Origin of the sequence: Deferrisoma camini S3R1 (assembly GCF_000526155.1) — a bacterium.
GTDB lineage: Bacteria > Desulfobacterota > Deferrisomatia > Deferrisomatales > Deferrisomataceae > Deferrisoma > Deferrisoma camini.
The window spans coordinates 3,889,561-3,909,035 of sequence record NZ_JAFN01000001.1; the positions used below are offsets into that span (position 1 = coordinate 3,889,561).

The following is a 19,475-nucleotide window of genomic DNA, read 5'->3' on the forward strand; positions in this document are numbered from 1 at the left end:
GCTACCCTAGCACGGGGCCTGGCGGGCTTCAATCCAGGGGGACGAACGGGGCGTGGTTGGCGGTGAGCCCGGCGGGAGTGCACCGGAGGATCGTGCCCACCACGGGGTCGGTCCGGGCCTCGGCCAGGAACCTCCGCACGTCGCGCCGGGGCCACCCGGGATCGTCGAACGGCCGGTACAGGGACAGGTCCTCCTCCGGCGGGTGGCTCCCCAGGACTCCCCGGCCGGACAGCTCGGCCTCCCACCGGCTGCCCGCGGGCAGGTGGAACAGGGCCAGGTTCAGAAACGTGATCGCGTCGGCGTGGCGCCGCACCCAGTCCAGGGTGGTCTCAGCCTCGGCCCGGCCCTGGCCGGGGAGGCCGAACAGGAGGTACACGTGGGTTCGGATGCCGGCGGCCCGCAGGTTGCGGAGGATCGGGCCCAGGTGCTCGGCTCGGGTTCCCTTGCCGGCCCGGTCGAGCACGGCCTGGCACGCCGACTCGACCCCCAGCCGGAGGAGCCGGCATCCTCCGGCGGCCAGACCCCGGGCGAGCCGGGGGTCCAGGAGGGAGGGCTCGGGCCGGACGAACCCGTACCAGGGGCGGCGCTCGCCAGGGGCCGGCTCGGCCAGCGCCGCCAGGAGCCGGGGCGGAACGGCCTCGTCCGTCAGATGCACCCACGGGTGCCGGGGGCTGTCCAAGGCGGCCACCGCCCGGGCGGGGGCGGCCGCGCGAAACGGCGGCCCGGCCTGGGCCGCCTCGGGGCAGAAGGCGCATCGTCTCCAGTAGCACCCTCGGCTGAGCGTCAGGGGCGCCACGGGGCCCGGCGCCAGGTACCCGGGCTCCGGCCGGGCTGGGGGCGGGTGGGGGGCCCAGTCGGTCGGCACCGGGCCCGGGGGCCGCCACACCCCCCGGGCCGGTGCCATGATCCCGGGCGCGTCCCACTCCCCCCGGGCCAGGACTTCGGCCGCGACCTCCCCCGGGCCGGCCACCAGCGCGTCCCAGCACCGGAACACCGGCGAGCCCGGCCCGAGCCGGCGTCTCCACGCCCCGACCAGGGCCCCGCCGAGGACCAGGCGCCCCCGAAACCCCTCCCGGCGCAGCCATCCCGCCAGGCCGAAGGCGGGCAGGGCCTGGCTGAGGAACGTCACGGACACCCCGATCCAGGCCGGATCCCGTTCCAGGAGCCGCCGGGCCAGGGGGAGGAGCAGGCCCCCGATGGGGAGCGCGCCGGGGTCCCGGGCCGCCCGGGCCAGCTGGCCGGAGGCCAGGGGCGACCATCCGGGCAGCTCCAGGTCGGCCGGGCTCAGGCGCGCGCCCAGGGCCTCGCCGACGGTCCGGTAGGCGAGGAGCAGGTCCGCCAGGGCCTGCCGGTAGGCCACGGCGTCCCGGTACCCGTCCGGGCCTGCCAAGGCGGCCGCGGCCCGGGGCGACCGGGTCCGTGCCCGGCGTGCCCGGGTGGCCCCCGGCCCCCTCCCCGTGCCCGCTCCGGCCGGGACCGACCACAGGTGCCGGTGGAACGCGAGGTTCAGGTCCAGCATCTCCGCCTCGAAGCCCCGTGCGCGCAGGTGGGCCGCCACGGCCAGGGCGCCGGGGGTGGGCTCGGTGGGCTTGGCCACCGGGGGGATCACGATCAGCCCGGGCCCAGTCACGGCCGCCGGCCCGCCTCGGCCGGGGGGCGCAGGGCCACGAAGTGCCGGGCCGGATCCCGGAGCAACCCCTCCACCCACCGGGCCTCGGCCTCGCCCCCCGTGTACGGGCTGCTCCTGAGTTCGGCCGCGTAGGCGCCGAGCAGTTCCCGCAGGTCGGCCTCTCCCCGCCCGTCGAGGTCGCGGATCTCCACCGGCGACCCCAGGGCCAGGCGTCGCCGCACCGCCTCCCGGTCGAGCCCCAGGCCGGGGTCGAGGCGCACGTACACCACCCCGCCGGTCATGCCCGAGCACAGCCAGGGGCCCGGATCTCCGAGCACCACGGCCCGGCCGGCGGTCATGTACTCGAACGCGAACCCTTTGAGGTTGGCCCGATCCGCCAGGAACCCCAGGGCATCGACCCTGGGTTCGCGCATCCGACCTCCGATCACCACGTCCGCGCCCGACAGCCGGACCCCGCACCGGCTGTCGGCGTCGCCCTGCACCAGGAACAGGCCGGCCTGGGCCCCGTAGGCGAACCCCTTGCCCACGCACCCCCCCACCGGCTGACCGTCGTGGTTCTCCCCCTTGAGCACCACCACCCGGCCGCCCCGGGCGCACTTGGCCACCCCGTCCTGGCTGCCCCCTTCCACCCGGATCTCCACCTCGTCCACGTTGAACGCGCCCATGCCGTTGCCCGGCACCGAGCCCGGGCCCAGATGGAGCCGGGCCTGCCACGGGCACCGGCTGGCCGGGCCCGGCCGGCGCCGCACGGCCTCTCCGGACAGGTGGGTGCCCAGGGCCCGGTCCGAGGAGAGCACCCGGTCGTCCTCGTACACCACCGCCCCGGCGCCCCGGTCCACGGCCGAGGTGACCTCCTGGGTCACCACCCGGGTCAGGTACGACAGGGGCCTCCGCACCGTGATCGTGCCCTTCGGTTCGGTCGCCCGGGGCCCGGGGGGCACCAGCAGGGCCGACAGGTCCACCCGGTCGGTGCCCCGGGCCTGCACCAGGAGGTCCCTCCGGCCCACCAGGTCCCGGACCCGGCCGAGCCCCAGGCGGGCCGTGAGGCGCCGAACCTCCTCGCCCGTCTCGCGAAGGAGCCGGACGAGGTTCTCCACCCCCTGTTCCGGGTCCCGCGGCTCGAACCCCCGGATGCCCCGCCGGGCCGCGGCCTCCTGGGTCTCCACCTGGGTGGCGATGCCCCGGGGGCACACGTCCCGGTGGCACCGGCGGCATGCGACGCATCCGATGCCCAGGAGGGCCAGGGTGCCGAACCCCGCCCGGTCGGCCCCCAGGCACAGGCATTTCACCACGTCCGCGGCCGTGCGCAGGCCCCCGTCGGCCCACAGCTCGACCCGCTCGCGCAGCCCGGACTCCACCAGGGCGTCGTGCACCTCGGTGATGCCCACCTCCACGGGAAGCCCCACCCTGCGCAGGGCGTGGAGCCGGGCCGCGCCGGTGCCCCCGTCGAACCCCGACAGGGTCAGGATGTCGGCCCCGGCCTTGACGACGCCCAGACCGATGGTCGCGATGCCCGAGACCACCGGCACCTTCACCGAGATCCGGGCCCGGGGGTTCACGGTGCGCAGCTCCTCGATCAGCTGGGCGAGGTCCTCGATGGAGTACACGTCGTGGTGGTTCGAGGGGCTGATCAGCGAGATCCCGGGCACGGCGCTCCGGGCCCGGGCCACCTTCTCGGTGACCTTGGCGCCCGGAAGGTGGCCCCCCTCCCCGGGTTTGGCGCCCTGGCCGATCTTGATCTCGATCAGGTCCACGCTGTTGAGCATCTCGGCGTGGACCCCGAACCGTCCGGAGGCCACCTGCTGGCTGCGCACCGCCCGGTACCGGCCGAGCAGGTCCGGCAGCTCGCCGCCCTCCCCGTTCATGCAGGGGATGCCGAGGCGGCGGGCCGCCTCGGCGTAGATGCGAAATGCGGTCTCCCCCTGGCTGCCGAAGCTCATGGGACAGATGAAGATGGGGTAGCGGTGGCCGCCCACCGACGGGTCCACCCGGTCGGGGTCCACCGGCCGGCTCCGGTCGGGGACCCGCAGGTCCAACAGATGACGAAGGGCCACGGGCCGCTTCGCCTCCGAAGCGGCCGCCCGTTCGGCCAGCTCGCGGTAAGGGGCGTCTCCCTCGGCCACGGCCCTCACCCACCGGGCGAGCCGGGGGGTGGACCGGAACGGCCGGCCCTTGGCGGGGGCCTTGCGGAGCCGTGCCCACCGCCGGTCGAGCTCCTCCAGGGTGAGGCCGGCCGAGCCGCCGAACCGGTTCCTCACCCCCAGCCTGCGGGCCAGGTCGTCGCCGAGGCCCAGGGCCGAGAACACCCGGCCGTAGCCGGAGATCTCGTGGATCCCCATGGTGGAGATCACCGTGCGCATGCCGGCGGTGAGCGCCGCGAGCAGGCGGTCGAGCCCCTCGGCCCCCCGGGCGTCCCAGGCGGCCCGGAACAGGAGCCAGGGAGCCAGGGCGTCGGCCCCCAGCCCCAGGCAGCACATGCAGTCGTGGAGATTGCGCAGGGCGTCCGAAGCCACCACCAGGCTGATGCGCCGCCGCGGGCATCCTCCGGCCCGGCCCGACCGGGTACGCAGGGCCCGATCCACCTCGGCCACCGCCAACAGGGGGTCTAGGCCCGGGCCGCCCTCGGGGTCGGCCAGGACCAGCAGGTGGCCCCCCCCTTCCGCGGCGCGCTGGGCCTCGCCCGCCAGGGTCTCGAGGTCGTCGGCCAGGGGCCGGGCCGGGTTCCGGGCGAGGGGGAGGATCCGGACCCGTTCCGGGCCCAGGTGGGCCACCACGTCGGCCAGGAGCGCGGTCTCGTGCTTCCGGGCCGCCCGGCGGGCCGCCTCCTCGGGCACCCCGGCGAGCAGCAGGGGGATCTCCACGGACACCCAGGGTGGATAGGGCGGTTCGGCCCCGGGCTCCAACCGCGCCCCCAGCCGCACCCGGGTGGAGAAGTGCTCCCCCTCCCGTTTGGGGTCGATGGCGGGGTTGGTGACCACGGCCACGTCCTCCTGGAGGAAGTCGGCCAGCAGCACCGCGTCCGGGTCCAGCGCGGCCAGGGGGCCGTCCCACCCCATGCTGCCCACCGGATCGGACCCGTCTCGCACCATGGGGTCGAGCAGCTCCTCGTCGTGGGAGGTCCAGCCGGCCTGGGCCTTCCTTTTGTCCAGGGAGCCCGAGGGGGGGCCGGGCTCTCCGGTGCCGCCGGCCAGCGTCCGTTCCCCCCTCACCAGGCCCAGGCCGGCCCAGCAGGCGTCCAGATCGATCCGGCGGGCGAACCGGGCCAGGACCTCCTTCTGGAACCGGCTGTGGGGCACGACCGAGGCGCGGCCGTCGGTGAACCGGACGGCCACCTTCTCGCCGGGGGCCATGGGCTTGGGGTCGGTCTCCAGATCCTCCACCGGCACCACCCCGGGTTCCGACGTGGCCACGATCTCCCGGGTGGTCTCGCACACCCACAGGGGCCGGAGCCCCAGGGCGTCCACACTGAACACGAACTCGTCGCCGTGGCGCAGGATGAGGGCCGCCGGACCCTGGGCCGAGGCGTCGAAGGTGCGGCGCATGGCCGCGTACAGGCTTCGGAGCACCTCGGGGGAGTGGAGGATCTCGTGGTGCACGGGGGGGAACAGGAGCTCCACCGCCTCGGCCAGGGTGAGCCCCCAGCGGTGGATCAAGAACCGCAGGATCCGGTCCAGGTCCTGGGAGTCAGACCCCCCCGCGGGGATCTGGGCTCCCAGGGCCCGGGCCTCCCGGCGCAGGCGTTCGATCGTGTTGATCTCGCCGTTGTGGGCCAGGCATGGGAACGGCTGGGCACGCAGGACGGTGGGCAGGGTGTTCGTGGAGTACCGGGAGTGCCCCACCGCCGAGACCGTGCGCAGAAGGGGGCTGCGCAGGTCCGGGTAGTACCGCCGCAGGAGGGCCGGGCTGCCGTGGACCTTGTAGACGCATCGGTCCCCGGCCATGCTCGCCACGTGCACCCCCAGATCCTCGGTCCGGCGGGCCAGGCCGTCCAGGAACGCGTCGCGCTCGGCCGGGTCGGCGTGGAGGGGATCGACCCCCGCCACCTGCCAGAACTCGGGCTCGTCCTCCCGGGCGCGGGGGCCCAGGACCTCGGTGGACACCGGATGGTGGGCCTCGGTCAGGATCTCCAGGCCGGCCCCGGCCCAGAGGTTGCGAACCGCGCTCTTCACCTCGGCCGAGGAGGGGCGGAGGGGGCGGGGGATCAGCACGTGGGCCACGAAGAACCCGCCGGCGCGCACGGCCTCCTCGCGCTTGCCGGCTCGCACCAGCCTCCGGGCCCACAGCTCCCGGGGCAGGTCCACCAGCACCCCGGCGCCGTCTCCCTCGCCCTCGATCTCGCCGCCCCGGTGCCCCAGGGCCACCAGCGCCTCCAGGGTGCGCTTCAGGGTGCCGTGGGTCGGGGTGCCGTCCTTTCGGATGCGGGCCACGATGCCGCAGGAATCCGCATGCTCCATTGAATCGACCTCGGAGGGGGGACGGGGACTTTGTTCTTTTTGTGAAAACATCCCGAGTCTAGCCCCGGAACGGGGCCCGTGAAAAGGGGGGTTTGCCCCGGCCGGCGGTTGGGCTAGGATGGAGTCTGTGTGTGTCGCCCCGTTCCGATCCGGAGCCTTTCCATGGCCGACCTCCCCCGCCCGTTCCGCCGATTCCTGAAACGGTTCCCCGAAGTGGAAAAGGCCCACATGGACCTCTCGCTCACCGTCAACCGCCAGGGCCCGCTCGGCGAGCGGGACCGGCGGCTGGTGCGGCTGGGGATCGCCATCGGGCAGCAGAGTCGGGGTGCGGTGAAGTCCCATGCGCGCCGGGCCCTGGACGAGGGGATCACGGCCGACGAGCTGCGCCACGCGGCCCTCCTGGCCCTGCCCACCGCCGGCTTCCCGGCCATGGTGGCGGCCCTGGAGTGGATCGAGGAGGTTTTGGAGGAGGCGTGACCGGGATGGATCGGCGGGAAGAGTTGGCCCGGTTGAGGGCCGAGTTGGAGGATCGCCGGCGCCGGCTGCCGGCCCACTCGATCCGACCCCACCAACTGCTGGAGATCGAGGAGCTGGAGGAGCGCATCGCGCGGCTGGAGCGGGAGTTGGTCGGGCCTTGCGGATCGGGAGGGAGCGGGTCGTGAAGAAGATCGAGGCCATCATCAAGCCGTTCAAGCTCGACGAGGTGAAGGAGAGCCTCTCGGAGATCGGGGTCCAGGGGATCACGGTCACCGAGGTCAAGGGGTTCGGGCGGCAGAAGGGGCACACCGAGGTGTACCGGGGGGCGGAGTACATCGTGGACTTCCTGCCCAAGGTGAAGATCGAGGTCGTGGTGCCCGACGAGCTGGCTTGGCCCGTGGTGGAGGCGATCGAGCGCTCGGCCCGCAGCGGCAAGATCGGGGACGGCAAGATCTTCGTGCTGCCGGTGGCCGAGGCGGTGCGCATCCGCACGGGGGAGCGGGGGGAAGACGCCCTGTGATCCCGGGCGTGGGGCGCCGGCCCGGCCGGCCGCCGGGTCCGCAGCAAGGGGAGCTCCCATGACCGACATCCCCCTGGACGATTTCGAGAAGAGGCTGGAGCGGTTGGTGGGCGGCAGGGTCCGGGGGAGGGAGCCGGACGCCCTGGACCGGGCCCTGTCGGCGTTCTACCGGGGCGCCTACCGCCGTTGCCTGGACGCCCTGGCCCGGGCGGAGCCCGGCCCCCGGGTCTCGGCGCTTCGGGAGGCCGCCTCGGCCCTGCTGGCCGGACGGCCCCAGCTCGGGGTGCGTCCCTGCTTCGAGGCCCTGCGGCAGGGCGCCTCAGGGCCGGATCTGTACGCCGTGCTGGTGACCCTGCTCCTGGCCGCGGGGGACCGGGCCCGGGCCCACCGGGTGCTCCGGGAGGGCCTGCGCCGGGCCCCGGGCCATCCGGTGCTGCGGCGACAGATGGAGGCGATGGGGGTGCGAAAGCCCCCGGTCGTTGGGTTCCTGCCCCGGTCCCACCCCGTCAACCGTTGGCTGGGCCGGGTGCGGCACCGGTACCGGGGCGCGAACGCCTGACGGGGCCCTCAAGTTCCGGCGGCTGCCGGCCGTAAGGAGACCGTGCCGGGGGAAAAGGGGGGCGTGCACCCCGGGGGGGGCGCTGCCCGGCGGCCGAGCCCCCTCCCCCCGAGGCCCCGAACGAGCCCGAGCCCCGCGAGGTGTCCTGTCCACCATGAAGATCCTGTTGATCGACGACGAGCCGTCGGTGCGCGAGACCCTCGGCGAGCACCTGGAGGAGGAGGGACATCAGGTCCGCACCGTCGGCGGGGGGGAGGCCGGCCTGTTCCTTCTGGAGGAGAGCCCGGCCGATCTGGTGATCACCGACCTCAAGATGCCCGGCATCTCCGGCCTCGAGGTGCTGCGAAGGGTGCGGGAGCGGTGGCCCGCCACCGAGGTGGTGCTGATCACCGGGTACGGCACCATCGACGACGCGGTGGAGGCCCTGAGGGAGGGCGCCTACGACTTCCTGCTGAAGCCGGTCCGCCTGGCCCAGCTCGATCTGGTGATCCGCCACTGCGACGAGCGCATCCGGTTCGCCCGGGACAACCGGGAGCTGCGGCGGGTGGTGGAGGAGCTCCGCAAGCTCAACGAGCGGCGCGAGAAGTTCATCGCCATCGCGAACCACGAGCTGCGCACCCCCACCACCGTGGCCGCGGGCCTGGTGTCGCTGCTGTCGGCCCGGGCGGGGGAGCTTCCGGAGGAGGTCCGGGGGTTCGTGAGCGGGGCCGACCGGGCCCTGCGGCGGCTCAAGGAGGTGGTGGAGGATCTGGGCGACCTGGCCGCGGCCCAGGGCAAGGGCATCCCGGTACGCCCCGTGGCCGAGCCCCTGGCCGCCGTCGGGCGGGCGGTGGTCGACCTGTGCGACCTGTACCGCGAGCTTCGGTCCCTGGAGATCTCGGTCCGGGTGCCGGACCCTGCGGGGGGAGCGGTGGTGCTGGACCTGCGGAAATGGACCCGGGCCGCCGGGGCTCTGATCCAGAACGCGGTGAAGTTCACGCCCGACGGCGGCCGCGTGGAGGTGGGGCTGACCCCCGACCGGGACGACCTGATCCTCGAGGTGGCCGACACGGGCGTGGGGATCGCCCCGGAGGATGCCGAGACGATCTTCGACCCGTTCTACGAGGCCGGGGACGTGCGCCACCACCGCAGCTCCTCCCACGAGTTCGGGGGCGGGGGGCTCGGGGTGGGGCTGCCCCTGGCCCGGGCGATCGCGGCCGCCCACGGCGGCACCGTGTCCTACCGGCCCCGGCCCGGCGGCGGCAGCGTGTTCGTGCTGAGGGTTCCCCGGGCCGGGCCGGTTCGCTGACCCCGAGCCCACTTTACCGTGTAATTTCCGCTAGGGCGCTAGGAGGTCAGGACGCTGGGAGGCTTGAGAACCTCCCGGATTTCCACATCTTCTAGGCATTCCCATGCCTCTTCGCCTCCACCTCATGGTCCGTCGCAGCTACCCGGTTCAGGGAAAGTTACTCTCCCCGTCGTAGGGCCCCCCAAGGTCGAAGGGGGCTTCCCCCTTTCTTCCTCGCGTCTCCCCTCAAGCGCAGGTCCCCCCCTGCCGAAAGGGGATCCGGTGATGTACCGAGATCCCACACCGGAGGGGCACATGGCATCCCAGAACGTTCCGAACTCCGGCCGGGACCCCACGGTCCTGGTCGTCGACGACGAGCCGAGCATCGTAACGATCTGCCGGGGGTTCCTGGAGCCCGCGGGCTATCGGGTGGTCGGCGCGGGAAGCGCGGCCGAGGCCCGCCGGCTGCTCGAGGCCGAGCCCGTGGACGTGGTCGTGTGCGACCACGCCATGCCCGAGACCACGGGCGTGGACCTGCTGGCCGAGGTCCGGGACCGTTGGCCCGGGGTGGTGCGGATCCTCTACACCGGCGTGGTGGATCCCCGGATCGCGGAGGAGGCCACCACCCGGGCCGAGGTGTTCCGGTTCCTGGTCAAACCGTTCCCCGCCCCGGTTCTGCGCAACGCGGTGGACCAGGCCCTGGCCTACCGGCGGCTGGTCCAGGAGAACGAGGCGTTCCGGAACGAGCTGGAACGGATGGTGCAGGACCAGTCCCGTGAGCTCGCGCGCACCAGCGCGTTCCTGGAGAGCCTGCTCGACGCCCTGCCGGCCGGGGTGCTGGCCGTGGACGCCGAGGGGACCGTCACCCGGGCCAACCGCACGGCGGCGACGATCCTAGGGATGGAGCAGGACCGACTGGTGGGCGCCCGCGCCGAGGAGGTGGGGGTGCCCTGTCGGGGCAGCGGCTGCGCGATCGCCGAGGGAGGGGGGGCCCGGTGCCGGAACCGGGAGCTCGAGGTGCGCGACCGGTGGGGGCTCCGGCGTCAGCTCCTGTGGTCATGCGAGGAGGTCCGGATCGACGATGGAGGGTCCGGGTGCGTGGCCTCGTTCATCGACGTCACCGAGAAGAAGGACCTGGAGATCCGGGTGTTCCAGGCCAAGCAGGAGATCGAGGCGGTGTTCGACTCGATCACCGATCCCACGGCCGTGGTGGGGCGTGGCGGCCGGATCTCCCGCGCCAACCGGGCCTTCTCCCACATGGTCAAGCGGCCGTTCGAGGACCTGCTGGGCCACGTCCTGGCCGAGGTGGGCGCGCCCGGGGCCCCGGACCGGGTGGGGGCCCTGGTGGAGGAGGTGTTCGCAACGGGCGAGCCGGCCCAGGCCGAGTACCACGACCGGGCGGGCGCCATCTTCCAGATCCGGCTGTTTCCCATTTTCAAGCGGGGCCGGGTGGAGCAGGTGGTGATCCGGTACCAGGACATCACGGCCGAGCGGGAGCTGGAACACCGGCTGGCCCAGAGCGAAAAGATGGCGAGCGTGGGCCAGCTGGCCGCGGGCATCGCCCACGAGATCAACAACCCGGTGGGCTTCATCCTCTCCAACCTGAACCGGCTGGCCGAGTACGCCTCCGATCTGGACCGGTTCGGCCGCTGCTCCTCCGAGCTGGCCGCTTCGGCCCTGGACGGCCGGATGGATCCCCGGGAGGCGTGGGAGGCCTACCTGCGGGCCCGGCAGGAGGCCGACCTGGACTTCCTGTTGGAGGATGTGACCGAGATCGTGACCGACTGCCGGGAGGGGGCGGAGCGGATTCGCAAGATCGTGACCGACCTCAAGACGTTCAGCCATCCTGGTGGGGACGACTGGGAGTACGCCGACCTCAACCGGTGCCTGGAGAGCACCCTCAACATCGCCTGGAACGAGCTCAAGTACGACTGCGACGTGGAGCGGGAGTTCGGGGACCTGCCCCAGGTGCTGTGCCGGCCCCAGCAGCTCAATCAGGTGTTCCTGAACCTCCTGGTGAACGCGGCCCACGCCGTGAAGGAGAAGGGGCAGGGCCGCGGCAGGGTCCGGGTGGCGACCCGGCAGGAGGGCGACCGGGTCGTGGTGGAGGTCTCGGACACCGGGGTGGGCATCCCCCCCGAGCACCTGAGGAAGATCTTCGACCCGTTCTTCACCACCAAGCCGGTGGGCAAGGGCACCGGCCTTGGGCTGCACCTGGCCGCGGGCATCGTCCGCGCCCACGGCGGGGAGATCCAGGTGGAGAGCACCCCGGGCGAGGGCAGCACGTTCCGGGTGGTGCTGCCCCTGATGCCGCCCGGGGCCGAGGAGCGAGGGGGACGCGATGACGTGTGAGGCCGACCGACCCCGTATCCTGTTCGTGGACGACGAGGAGAACGTGCTCCGGGCGTTGCGCCGCCTGTTCCGCAGGGAGCCGTGGACCTTGGGGTTCGCCCGCTCGGGGGCCGAGGCCCTGGAGGTGTTCGAGCGTGACGGCCCCTACGACGTGGTGGTCTCCGACCAGCGGATGCCGGGGATGACGGGGGTGGAGCTCCTCCGGCGGCTGCGAGCCGTGCGGCCCCAGTGCGTACGGATCGTGCTCTCCGGCCACACGGACGTGAACGCCGTGATCGAGGCGGTCAACGAGGGGGCGATCTACAAGTTCCTGACCAAGCCCTGGGACGACGAGGTGCTGCGGACCTCCGTGGCCGAGGCGGCCGAAGGGGTGGCTCTGCGGCGCCAGAACGAGGTGCTCCGGGCGCGGGTCGAGGCCCAGAACGCCGAGCTCGCGGCCATCAACCGGTGCCTGGAGCTGACGATCCGCGAGGGGCTCGAGGCCCGCAGCGCCGGGCTGGCCTGCGCCCTCTTGGAGATGGCGCCGGCGGCCCTTGTGGCGGTGGGGGCCGACGGCACCGTTGCCCTGGCCAACCGCGCGGCGCGGGAGCGCTTGGGCGATGGGGCCCGGCTGGGAGCCCCGTGGCGGGCCCCCGACGGGGTCCGGGTGGCGGCGTCCGCCGAGGTGGAGGCCCCGGGGTGGCAGGGAACGGTGTTCCTCATCGGGGAGGCGTGATCCATGGCCCAGCACACCCTGTTGTTCGTGGACGACGAGGAGAACATCCTCAAGGCCCTCACCCGGCTCTTCCACCGGACCGACCACGAGGTCCTCACGGCCCGAAGCGGCCGGGAGGCGCTGGAGATCCTGGCGGATCGGCCCGTGTCCCTGATCCTGTCCGACCAGCGGATGCCCGGCATGACCGGCACCGAGCTCCTGGCCCGGGCCCGGGAGATCCGGCCCGAGGCGGTGCGGATCATCCTGACCGGGTACGCCGACGTGGCCGCGGCCATGGAGGCGATCAACGACGGCCGGGTGTACCGGTTCCTACCCAAGCCCTGGGACGACCAGGCCCTGCTGGACGTGGTGGCCGAAGCCCTGGCCGAGCTGGACCTGAAGCGCGAGCACGCGGCCCTCCAGGAGCAGGTGCGCCGCCAGAACGAGGAGCTTCGGGAGCTCAACGCCACCTTGGAGCGGCGGGTGCGCGAGCGCACCAACGAGCTCCAGATGGCCCTGAAGATGTCGGAGGAGCTCAACGAGAGCCTGCGCAAACAGAACCTCGCCACCATCAAGGCGTTCGCGAGCCTCCTGGACCTGCGCAACCAGACCCTGGGGGCCCACTGCCGGCGGGTGGCCGGGCTGGTGCCCAAGGTGTGCGCCAGGCTCGGGGTGAGGGACAAGGAAACCGTGCAGGACGCCATCGTGGCCGCGCTGCTCCACGACATCGGAAAGATCGGTCTGCCCGACGCGGTGCTCCTGAAGGAGCCGGCCCATCTGGGCTCGGCCGAGCGGGAGGAGGTGCGCAAGCACCCGGTCATCGGCGAGGGACAGATCCAGGTGATCGACGGGCTGGCGGGGGTGGCCCGGGCGGTGCGTCACCACCACGAGAACGTGGACGGCTCGGGGTTTCCGGACGGCCTGGCGGGCGACGAGATCCCGGTGGCCGCCCGCGTGATCCGGGTGGTCGACGCCTACGACCGTTTGACCCGCGGGGGGGTGCGCAAGGGCGCCGAGGAGCGGTTGGTGCTGGAGGCCATGGACCGCCAGGTGGGCCGGCATTTCGACGGGGCCGTGTTCAACGCCCTGCTCGACGTGCTCGAGGAACGCCGCGACGCCTACGACTCCACCCGGGAGCGCAAGGTGTCCCTGGACGAGCTGCGGGAAGGGATGGTTCTGTCCCGGGACCTGCGCACCCAGAGCGGAATCCTCCTGGTGCCCAAGGACGAGCCGATCCGGTCGTCGTACCTCGAGAAGATCCGCAACTTCCGTGAGCTCTATCCCACGGACCCCTACGCGTACGTGTACCGTACCCCCCCGGGCGGGGCCTGACGAGCGACCCTGGGGAGGAATGGGGCTTGCATTCCACCAACTCGGCGGGGAAACGGGCCCGTTTCCCCGAAAGGCGGGGGCATGGGGCCTGCTTCCGGCCGCGCGCGAAGCCGGGCATTGAGATTCGCCGCGCAGGCACGGGGCACCGGCGGTGGCTTCATGACAGTTCGGCGGGGCACGAACGAACTCACGGTGCGAACGTTGGAGGCGCTGCGCGGCGAGCCAAGGAGCCGCACGCGGCTCTCCAGCAGACCCCATGCCCCCCGAGCAGGGAGAAAAGGGCGCCTGTTTGTCCGCCGATCTGATGAGCACGGCGCCAGGGGGAGAACGCGCGTGCTCCCCCAGGGTGGGGGATAACGCCCACCCCTTCCCCCTCAACCGCTCGTGAGGAAGCGTTTTTGATCTTTCGACGGTCTCGGTCGTGGTGGGTGTGGGGGGGCGTCGTCCTGGTGCTGGCGGTGGCGGCCGGGGTGGGGACGTTTTTCTGGAAACGGGCCACCGAGCTCGAGGGGTACGAGGCCAGGGTCCGGGCCCGACTGGCCTCGGTGGCCGACGCCCGGAAGGCCTCGCTGCTGGCATGGCTGGCCGAGCGCCGGGCCGACGCCCAGGTGCTGGCCTGGGACCCCGACCTGGTGAACCTGTGCGTCGCGGAGACCTGCCCCAAGGGGGCGTCCCTGGCCCATCCGCGCCTCCACCTCACCAACCTGCGCCTGTTCGGGGGGGTGCTCGGCGCCTACCTGTTCACGCCGCAGGGGGATCTGCTGCTGGACGGGGAGGGCAGTGCGCCCCCCTACCCGGCGGTGCCGCCGGCGGTGCGCCGGGTGGCCCGAGAGCATCGGGTGCTGGTGCACGACCTCCATTTCGGCCCGGCCGGCGAGCCCATGATCGGCGTCCTGGCCCCGGTGTTCCGGCGGGCCGACCCGGCCGATCGGCCTGCCGACGCCCCCGTTCTGGGGGTGGTGGGGGTGTATCTGGAAGCCCGCTCCACCCTGTTTCCCCTCCTGAGGACCGCGCCCGACTCGACCGAGGTCGAGGTGTACCTGGTGCGGCGCCGCCCAAAGGGCGGCGCCGGGGCCGAGGTGATCCGGCCCGGGCCGGGGGACCCGGTGCGCTACACCGAGGCCCGGCCCGGCTCGGTGGTGGAGGCGGCCCTGGAGAGCCGGGAGATGGAGGGCTCGTTCCTGGGGCCGGGCGGCCATCGGGTGATCGCGGCGGTGCGGTGGATCTCCGAGGCCGGCTGGGGCCTCGTGGTGGCCAGCGATCGCGACGCAGCCCTGGCGCCCTGGCGGCGGACCGCCCGGTGGGAGGCGGCCGTGGCCGGTCTGGCGGTGCTGTGCGTGGGGCTGGCCTGGCTCGGGGCGTGGTGGGCCTGGGCCGGCCGGCGTCACAGGCATCTGTTGGAGGAGGTCCGCACCTCGGAGGAGCGGCTCCAGGCCCTGGCCAGGGGCTCGGAGGATGCGGTGTTCCTGAAGGACACCGAGGGCCGGTACGAGATGGTGAACCCCGTGGGCGCGCGCCTGCTGGGGGTGTCGCCCGAGGCCGCGGTGGGCCGGAGGCCCCGGGACTTCCTCCCCCCCGAGTCCGCGGCCATGGTGGAGGCCCACGACCGCGAGGTCCTGCGCACGGGCCGGCCGCTCCAGGGGGAGGAGGTCTTCCCCGTGGGCGGGGAGGACCGGGTGTTTTTGGCGTCCCGGATTCCGATCCGGGACGCGTCCGGGGTCATCCGGGGGGTGGCCGGGGTGCTCCGGGACATCACCGAGCGCAAGCGCTGGGAGACCGAGCTGGCCCGCCGGGCGCAACGGCTGGACGGGCTGTACCGGCTGGCCAGCCAGCTCACCCTGGCCCAGAACGAGGAAGACGTCCTCCACGCCGTGAGCGAGGGGGCGTTGGACGCGTTCGGCGCCACGGCCGCGACCCTGTACCGCCTCGACGAGGCCCGGGACCAGCTGTTCCTGGCCGCCGGCAAGAACCTGCCCCTGGCGTTCCGGAACCGGTTCGGCCGGATCCCCAGGGACCACGGGGTGACCGGTCGGGTGCTCGAGGCCGAGACCGTGCTCGTGGTGGAGGACTACCCCGCCCACCCGGCGGCCGTGCCCGAGGCGGCGGACCTGCTCGGGGTCGGCGCGGCCGCTGCGGTGCCGTTGCGGGCCGAGGGACGCACCCTGGGGGTTCTGACCCTGGTGTTTCCCGCCGGCCGCACCTTCTCGGGAGACGATCGGGAGGCGCTGGAGACCCTGGGGCATATGGCCGGGGTGGCCCTGGAGCGGGTGGCCGCGCTCGAGGCGTTTCGGGCCGAGGCCCGGGTGCGGCGCCGGGCCGAGGAGCGGTTGCGCCGGCTCCACGAGGCCACGGCCGCGGTCACCGGTCCGGAGCTGTTCCGGGCCGTCGTCGCGGCCCTGGCCCGCGAGTTCGGGGCCCGGGCCGCGCTGTTGAGCCGGGTGAACCTCAACGAGGGGACGGGCGAGCCCCTGGCCGCAGTGGTGGGAGGGGCGCCCGTGGACCGGCCGGCCTTCACCCTGACCGACACCCCCTGTGGAGAGGTGGCCGCCCGCAACGATCTGGTGGTGTTCGAGCAAGGGCTCCGGGAGGCGTTTCCGGACAGCGAGTTCTTTCGCGAGCACGGCCTCGAGGCCTACGCCGGGTTCCCGGTGACCGACAGCGGAGGGCGGGTGATCGGCATCGTGTGCGTGTTCCACGACCGTCCCCTGAAGGTGGGGGAGGCCGAGCGAGAGTTGCTGGCGCTGTACGCCCGCCGGGTCGGGGGAGAGCTGGAGCGGCTCCGGACCGAGACCCGCCTGGCCGAGACCCGGCGCGCCCTGAGCACCCTGATCGACAACCTTCCCGGGGCGGCCTACCGGTGCGCGTGCGTGCCCTCGCGGGCTCCCGTGGAGTTCCTGAGCCCCGGGGCGACCCGGGTGTTCGGCGGCTCCGACCCCGTCGCGCTGGGCGATCCCAGCCGGGGGTTGGCCGAACCCGTGGTGCCCGAGGACCGGCCCCGGGTGTGGCGGGAGATCGTGGCCGCGGTGGCCAGGGGCGAGCCCTACGAGGTGGAGTACCGGGTTCAGGACGCCAGTGGCGGGCTGCGTTGGGTCCTGGACGTGGGCCGGGCCGTGGAAGGGTCGGCCGGCCGGCGCCTGGAGGGCATCCTGTTCGACGTCACGGAGCGAAGGGCCCTGGAGGCCCAGCTGACCTACAGCCAGCGCATGGAGGCCCTGGGCCGGCTTGCCGGCGGGGTGGCCCACGACTTCAACAACCTGCTTACGGCGGTGTCCGGCTACGCGGAGATGGTGGGCCGCCGGGTGCGGGGCGACGGGAAGGGGGAGCGGGCCGCCCGGGAGATCCTCAAGGCGGTGGATCGGGCGGCCGAGCTGACCCGACAGCTGCTGACCTTCAGCCGGCGCCAGAAGGTGGAGCCCCGGGTCCTGCGCCTGAACGAGGCCCTGCGGGACCTGACCGGCATGCTGGAACGGCTGCTGGGCGAGGACGTGCGGCTCCACCTGGAGCTGGGATCCGGGGTCGGCACGGTCCGGGCCGACCCGGGCCAGCTGGAGCAGGTGGTGCTGAACCTGGTGGTGAACGCCCGGGACGCCATGCCACGGGGCGGCGACCTGTGGGTGCGCACCCTGCGGGGGGTCGACGGCGGCAGGCCGGTGGCCGTGATCGAGGTGGAGGACACGGGCACCGGCATCGACCCCGGGGTGGTGGAGCACATCTTCGAGCCGTTCTTCACCACCAAGGGGGAGGAGAAGGGAACCGGCCTGGGGCTGGCCACGGTCTACGGCATCGTGAGCCAGGCCGGCGGCCGGATCGACGTGGTCTCCCGCCCCGGCGAGGGCAGCCTGTTCCGGGTGCTGTGGCCCTCGGCCGATGCCCCGGCCGCCGAGTCCCCGGCCGAGGCCCCCGAGACCGTGACGGCCGGGGCCGGCCGCACCGTGGCCCTGGTGGAGGACGACCCGGCGGTGCGCGACCTGGCGGCCGAGTGCCTGCGGGACCTGGGGTACCGGGTGTTGGCCTTCGCCTCGGGGGAGGAGGCCGAGAAGGGGCTGGCCGGGGAGACCCGGTTGGACCTTCTGGTCACCGACGTGGTGATGCCGGGCATGCGCGGACCGGAGCTCCTGGCGCGCCTGCGTGAGCGGTGGCCGGGGTTGCCGGCCGTGCTGGTCTCGGGCCACGCCGGCGACCAGGTGGACGACCTGGAGATGGAGGGGACGCTGTTCCTCCACAAGCCGTTTCGCCTGGCCGACCTGGAGGCGGCGGCGAGCCGGGCGCTCGGCCACGGGATCGGGGAGGCCCGGGGCGGGTGATCCGGGCGGCTAGGCCACGCGGCCCCGCATCTGGGTGACCAGCCCCACCAGCCGCTCGACCGACGCCTCGAAGAGGGCCCGGCCTTTCTCCGGGCTGGCCGCGGCCGGGTTCCCCCACACCCCGCCGGGCCACTGGGCCCTCTTGTCCCGGGCCACGAAGGGCTTCTCGAACCGAGGGTACTCCTCGGGGGAGAGGCCCTTCACCAGGTCGGGAGCCAGGGCCTGGACGCGGCTCGTCTCGATCTCGCCGGCGTGGCCGTCGTCGGCCGTGGACACCACCCCGCCCCGCCCGGCCTCCTGGGCCCACCGGTACTCGCACACCACGGCCAGCTCCAGGTCGGGGAAGGCGTCGGCCAGGGCCTCGGCTGCCTCCTCCAGGGCCGCCATGTGGATCCCGCCGGCGTGGCCCGAGGCCAGGATCACCCCCCGCACCCCCTGACGGTGAAGGCTTTCGACCAGGTCGAAGGCGATCCGGCGCAGGGTGGAGGGGCGGATCGACAGGGTCCCCGGGTGATCCCGGGTGCTGCGGCAGTACCCGTAGTGCACCGGCGGGCACACAAGGAACGGCACCCTGCGGGCCGCCTCCAGGGCCACCTGCCACACCTGCAGCGTGTCGGTGCACAGGGGGAGGTGCCGGCCGTGCTCCTCCACGCTCCCGAACGGCACCAGGGCCACCCGGACCGTGCGTACCGCCTGCTCGAACTCGGTCATGGTCATCCGGTCCACGCGCATGGGAAACTCCTTGACCCGGACCCCGGAGGGCCCATACGATATCTCGCCTTTTCTCGAAAACGCCGATTCCGCCGTTGCCCCGCCGAGGACCACCCCGTGAAGATCGCCGCCGTACAGGTTGTCCACCAGCCAGAGCCCGAGCGGGTGCGGGCCCGGGTGGAGCAGTTTCTCCAGGCGGCCCGCGCCCGGGGCGCCGAGATCGCCTGCCTGCCGGAGCTGGCCCTCCATCCCTGGTTTCCGCGCGACGCCTCGGCCGATCCGTCCGCCCACGCCCAGCCCGCCTCGGGGCCGCTGGCCGCCTGGGCCTCGGAGGTGGCGAGGAAGATCGGCATCGCCGTGGTGCTGCCGTTCTGTGAGCGCCGTGCCGAGGGCGTGTACCACAACAGCGCCCTTGTCGTCGATGCCGGGGGGCGGGTGCGGGGACTGTACCGGAAGATCCACCTGCCCGACATCCCCGGCTGGGCCGAACGCAGGCTGTTCGCACCGGGCGACCTCGGGTTCCCGGTGTTCGATCTCGGGGGACTCAAGGTGGGGGTTCAGCTGGGGTGGGACCAGTTCTTCCCCGAGGGGTTCCGGTGCCTGGCCCTGGCCGGGGCCCAGGTGGTGTTCGTGCCCACCGCGGCCGCCTACGCGAGCCAGGAGCGGTGGCTGGCCATGGGCGTGAGCCACGCGGTGACCAACGGCTGCTACCTGGTGCGGGTCAACCGGGTGGGCAGCGAGGACGGCCTGGACTTCTACGGCCACTCCTACGTGGTTCGGCCCGACGGGGACCTGGCCGCCGAGCCCCTGGGTATGGCCGAGGGGGTGCTGCTGGCCGAGGTCGACCCCTCCACGGTGGAGTGGGCCCGGCGTACCTGGCCGTTTCTGGCGGACCGGCGGCCCCGGCAGTACGCGGCCGTGGCCGGGGTGGTTTGGCCGGAGAGCCCCCGGGCCCTTCCCGACCCGGCCGAGGAGGAAGCGTCGTGACCCTGGACGTACGCACCCAGTGCGCCGTGTGCGCGTGGCGAGAGACCTGCACCAAGAAGCACACCATGCGCGAGACCGTGCTCCACTGCCCGGACTTCTGCCGGGACGCGGCCCTCGGGCCTGAGGACGAGCCCGCCGGACCCCAGGAACGCCACAAGAAGGTGGAGGACGTGTTCGGCGACTCCTGA

Annotated in this window: 14 protein-coding genes; 11 read left to right on the plus strand and 3 right to left on the minus strand. The window is 73.5% G+C overall.

Annotated features, from left to right (window positions below; genetic code table 11):
• Positions 1-28: 28 nt before the first annotated feature.
• Positions 29-1,630, minus strand: a complete 1,602-nt coding sequence (locus DEFCA_RS24435; RefSeq protein ID WP_025324224.1) for a B12-binding domain-containing radical SAM protein — start codon at positions 1,628-1,630, stop codon at positions 29-31.
• A complete protein-coding gene (locus tag DEFCA_RS0117110; RefSeq protein WP_025324225.1) occupies positions 1,627-6,084 on the minus strand; it encodes a glutamate synthase-related protein in 4,458 nt (1,485 codons plus the stop codon). The genes DEFCA_RS24435 and DEFCA_RS0117110 overlap by 4 nt, the downstream gene beginning before the upstream one ends.
• Before the next feature lie 162 nt (positions 6,085-6,246).
• Between DEFCA_RS0117110 and DEFCA_RS0117115 the strand changes: the two genes are divergently transcribed.
• The 9 genes from DEFCA_RS0117115 to DEFCA_RS21070 all read left to right on the plus strand — a co-directional run bounded on the left by DEFCA_RS0117115 (position 6,247) and on the right by DEFCA_RS21070 (position 17,589).
• Positions 6,247-6,561, plus strand: coding sequence for a carboxymuconolactone decarboxylase family protein (locus DEFCA_RS0117115; protein ID WP_025324226.1), 315 nt, complete (start codon positions 6,247-6,249; stop codon positions 6,559-6,561).
• A 5-nt stretch (positions 6,562-6,566) separates the two neighbouring features.
• Positions 6,567-6,746: a hypothetical protein gene (locus DEFCA_RS19835; protein ID WP_025324227.1), complete on the plus strand. Its 180-nt coding sequence runs from the start codon at positions 6,567-6,569 to the stop codon at positions 6,744-6,746.
• On the plus strand, positions 6,743-7,081 hold the full coding sequence (locus DEFCA_RS0117125; RefSeq protein WP_025324228.1) for a P-II family nitrogen regulator: 339 nt from the start codon (positions 6,743-6,745) through the stop codon (positions 7,079-7,081). The genes DEFCA_RS19835 and DEFCA_RS0117125 overlap by 4 nt, the downstream gene beginning before the upstream one ends.
• 58 nt (positions 7,082-7,139) lie before the next feature.
• Positions 7,140-7,640 (plus strand): tetratricopeptide repeat protein, encoded by a 501-nt coding sequence (locus DEFCA_RS21060; RefSeq protein ID WP_025324229.1) that lies wholly within the window; start codon positions 7,140-7,142, stop codon positions 7,638-7,640.
• A 154-nt stretch (positions 7,641-7,794) separates the two neighbouring features.
• Positions 7,795-8,928: an ATP-binding response regulator gene (locus DEFCA_RS0117135; RefSeq protein ID WP_025324230.1), complete on the plus strand. Its 1,134-nt coding sequence runs from the start codon at positions 7,795-7,797 to the stop codon at positions 8,926-8,928.
• 294 nt (positions 8,929-9,222) lie between these two features.
• A complete protein-coding gene (locus DEFCA_RS21065; RefSeq protein ID WP_025324231.1) occupies positions 9,223-11,259 on the plus strand; it encodes an ATP-binding protein in 2,037 nt (678 codons plus the stop codon).
• A complete protein-coding gene (locus DEFCA_RS23795; protein WP_025324232.1) occupies positions 11,249-11,974 on the plus strand; it encodes a response regulator in 726 nt (241 codons plus the stop codon). The genes DEFCA_RS21065 and DEFCA_RS23795 overlap by 11 nt, the downstream gene beginning before the upstream one ends.
• Before the next feature lie 3 nt (positions 11,975-11,977).
• Entirely contained in the window at positions 11,978-13,285 is a 1,308-nt protein-coding gene (locus tag DEFCA_RS0117150) for an HD domain-containing phosphohydrolase (RefSeq protein ID WP_025324233.1), read from the plus strand.
• 398 nt (positions 13,286-13,683) lie between these two features.
• Complete coding sequence (locus DEFCA_RS21070) at positions 13,684-17,589, plus strand: GAF domain-containing protein (RefSeq protein WP_025324234.1); 3,906 nt, start codon at positions 13,684-13,686, stop codon at positions 17,587-17,589.
• A gap of 9 nt (positions 17,590-17,598) precedes the next feature.
• Here the strand turns inward: DEFCA_RS21070 and DEFCA_RS0117160 are convergent, their stop codons facing one another.
• On the minus strand, positions 17,599-18,321 hold the full coding sequence (locus DEFCA_RS0117160; protein ID WP_025324235.1) for a creatininase family protein: 723 nt from the start codon (positions 18,319-18,321) through the stop codon (positions 17,599-17,601).
• Between the two features lie 96 nt (positions 18,322-18,417).
• Between DEFCA_RS0117160 and DEFCA_RS0117165 the strand changes: the two genes are divergently transcribed.
• Both DEFCA_RS0117165 and DEFCA_RS0117170 read left to right on the plus strand, forming a co-directional pair.
• On the plus strand, positions 18,418-19,287 hold the full coding sequence (locus tag DEFCA_RS0117165) for a nitrilase-related carbon-nitrogen hydrolase (protein WP_025324236.1): 870 nt from the start codon (positions 18,418-18,420) through the stop codon (positions 19,285-19,287).
• Positions 19,284-19,475 (plus strand): hypothetical protein, encoded by a 192-nt coding sequence (locus tag DEFCA_RS0117170; RefSeq protein ID WP_025324237.1) that lies wholly within the window; start codon positions 19,284-19,286, stop codon positions 19,473-19,475. Before DEFCA_RS0117165 ends, DEFCA_RS0117170 begins: the two co-directional genes overlap by 4 nt.

Bases quoted from the DNA above. Each gene is read 5' to 3' on its own strand.
- DEFCA_RS0117110 (WP_025324225.1), bottom strand. From the start codon at position 6,084: ATGGAGCATGCGGATTCCTGCGGCATCGTGGCCCGCATCCGAAAGGAC.
- DEFCA_RS0117115 (WP_025324226.1), top strand. From the start codon at position 6,247: ATGGCCGACCTCCCCCGCCCGTTCCGCCGATTCCTGAAACGGTTCCCC.
- DEFCA_RS19835 (WP_025324227.1), top strand. From the start codon at position 6,567: ATGGATCGGCGGGAAGAGTTGGCCCGGTTGAGGGCCGAGTTGGAGGAT.
- DEFCA_RS21060 (WP_025324229.1), top strand. From the start codon at position 7,140: ATGACCGACATCCCCCTGGACGATTTCGAGAAGAGGCTGGAGCGGTTG.
- DEFCA_RS0117135 (WP_025324230.1), top strand. From the start codon at position 7,795: ATGAAGATCCTGTTGATCGACGACGAGCCGTCGGTGCGCGAGACCCTC.
- DEFCA_RS21065 (WP_025324231.1), top strand. From the start codon at position 9,223: ATGGCATCCCAGAACGTTCCGAACTCCGGCCGGGACCCCACGGTCCTG.
- DEFCA_RS23795 (WP_025324232.1), top strand. From the start codon at position 11,249: ATGACGTGTGAGGCCGACCGACCCCGTATCCTGTTCGTGGACGACGAG.
- DEFCA_RS0117150 (WP_025324233.1), top strand. From the start codon at position 11,978: ATGGCCCAGCACACCCTGTTGTTCGTGGACGACGAGGAGAACATCCTC.
- DEFCA_RS0117160 (WP_025324235.1), bottom strand. From the start codon at position 18,321: ATGCGCGTGGACCGGATGACCATGACCGAGTTCGAGCAGGCGGTACGC.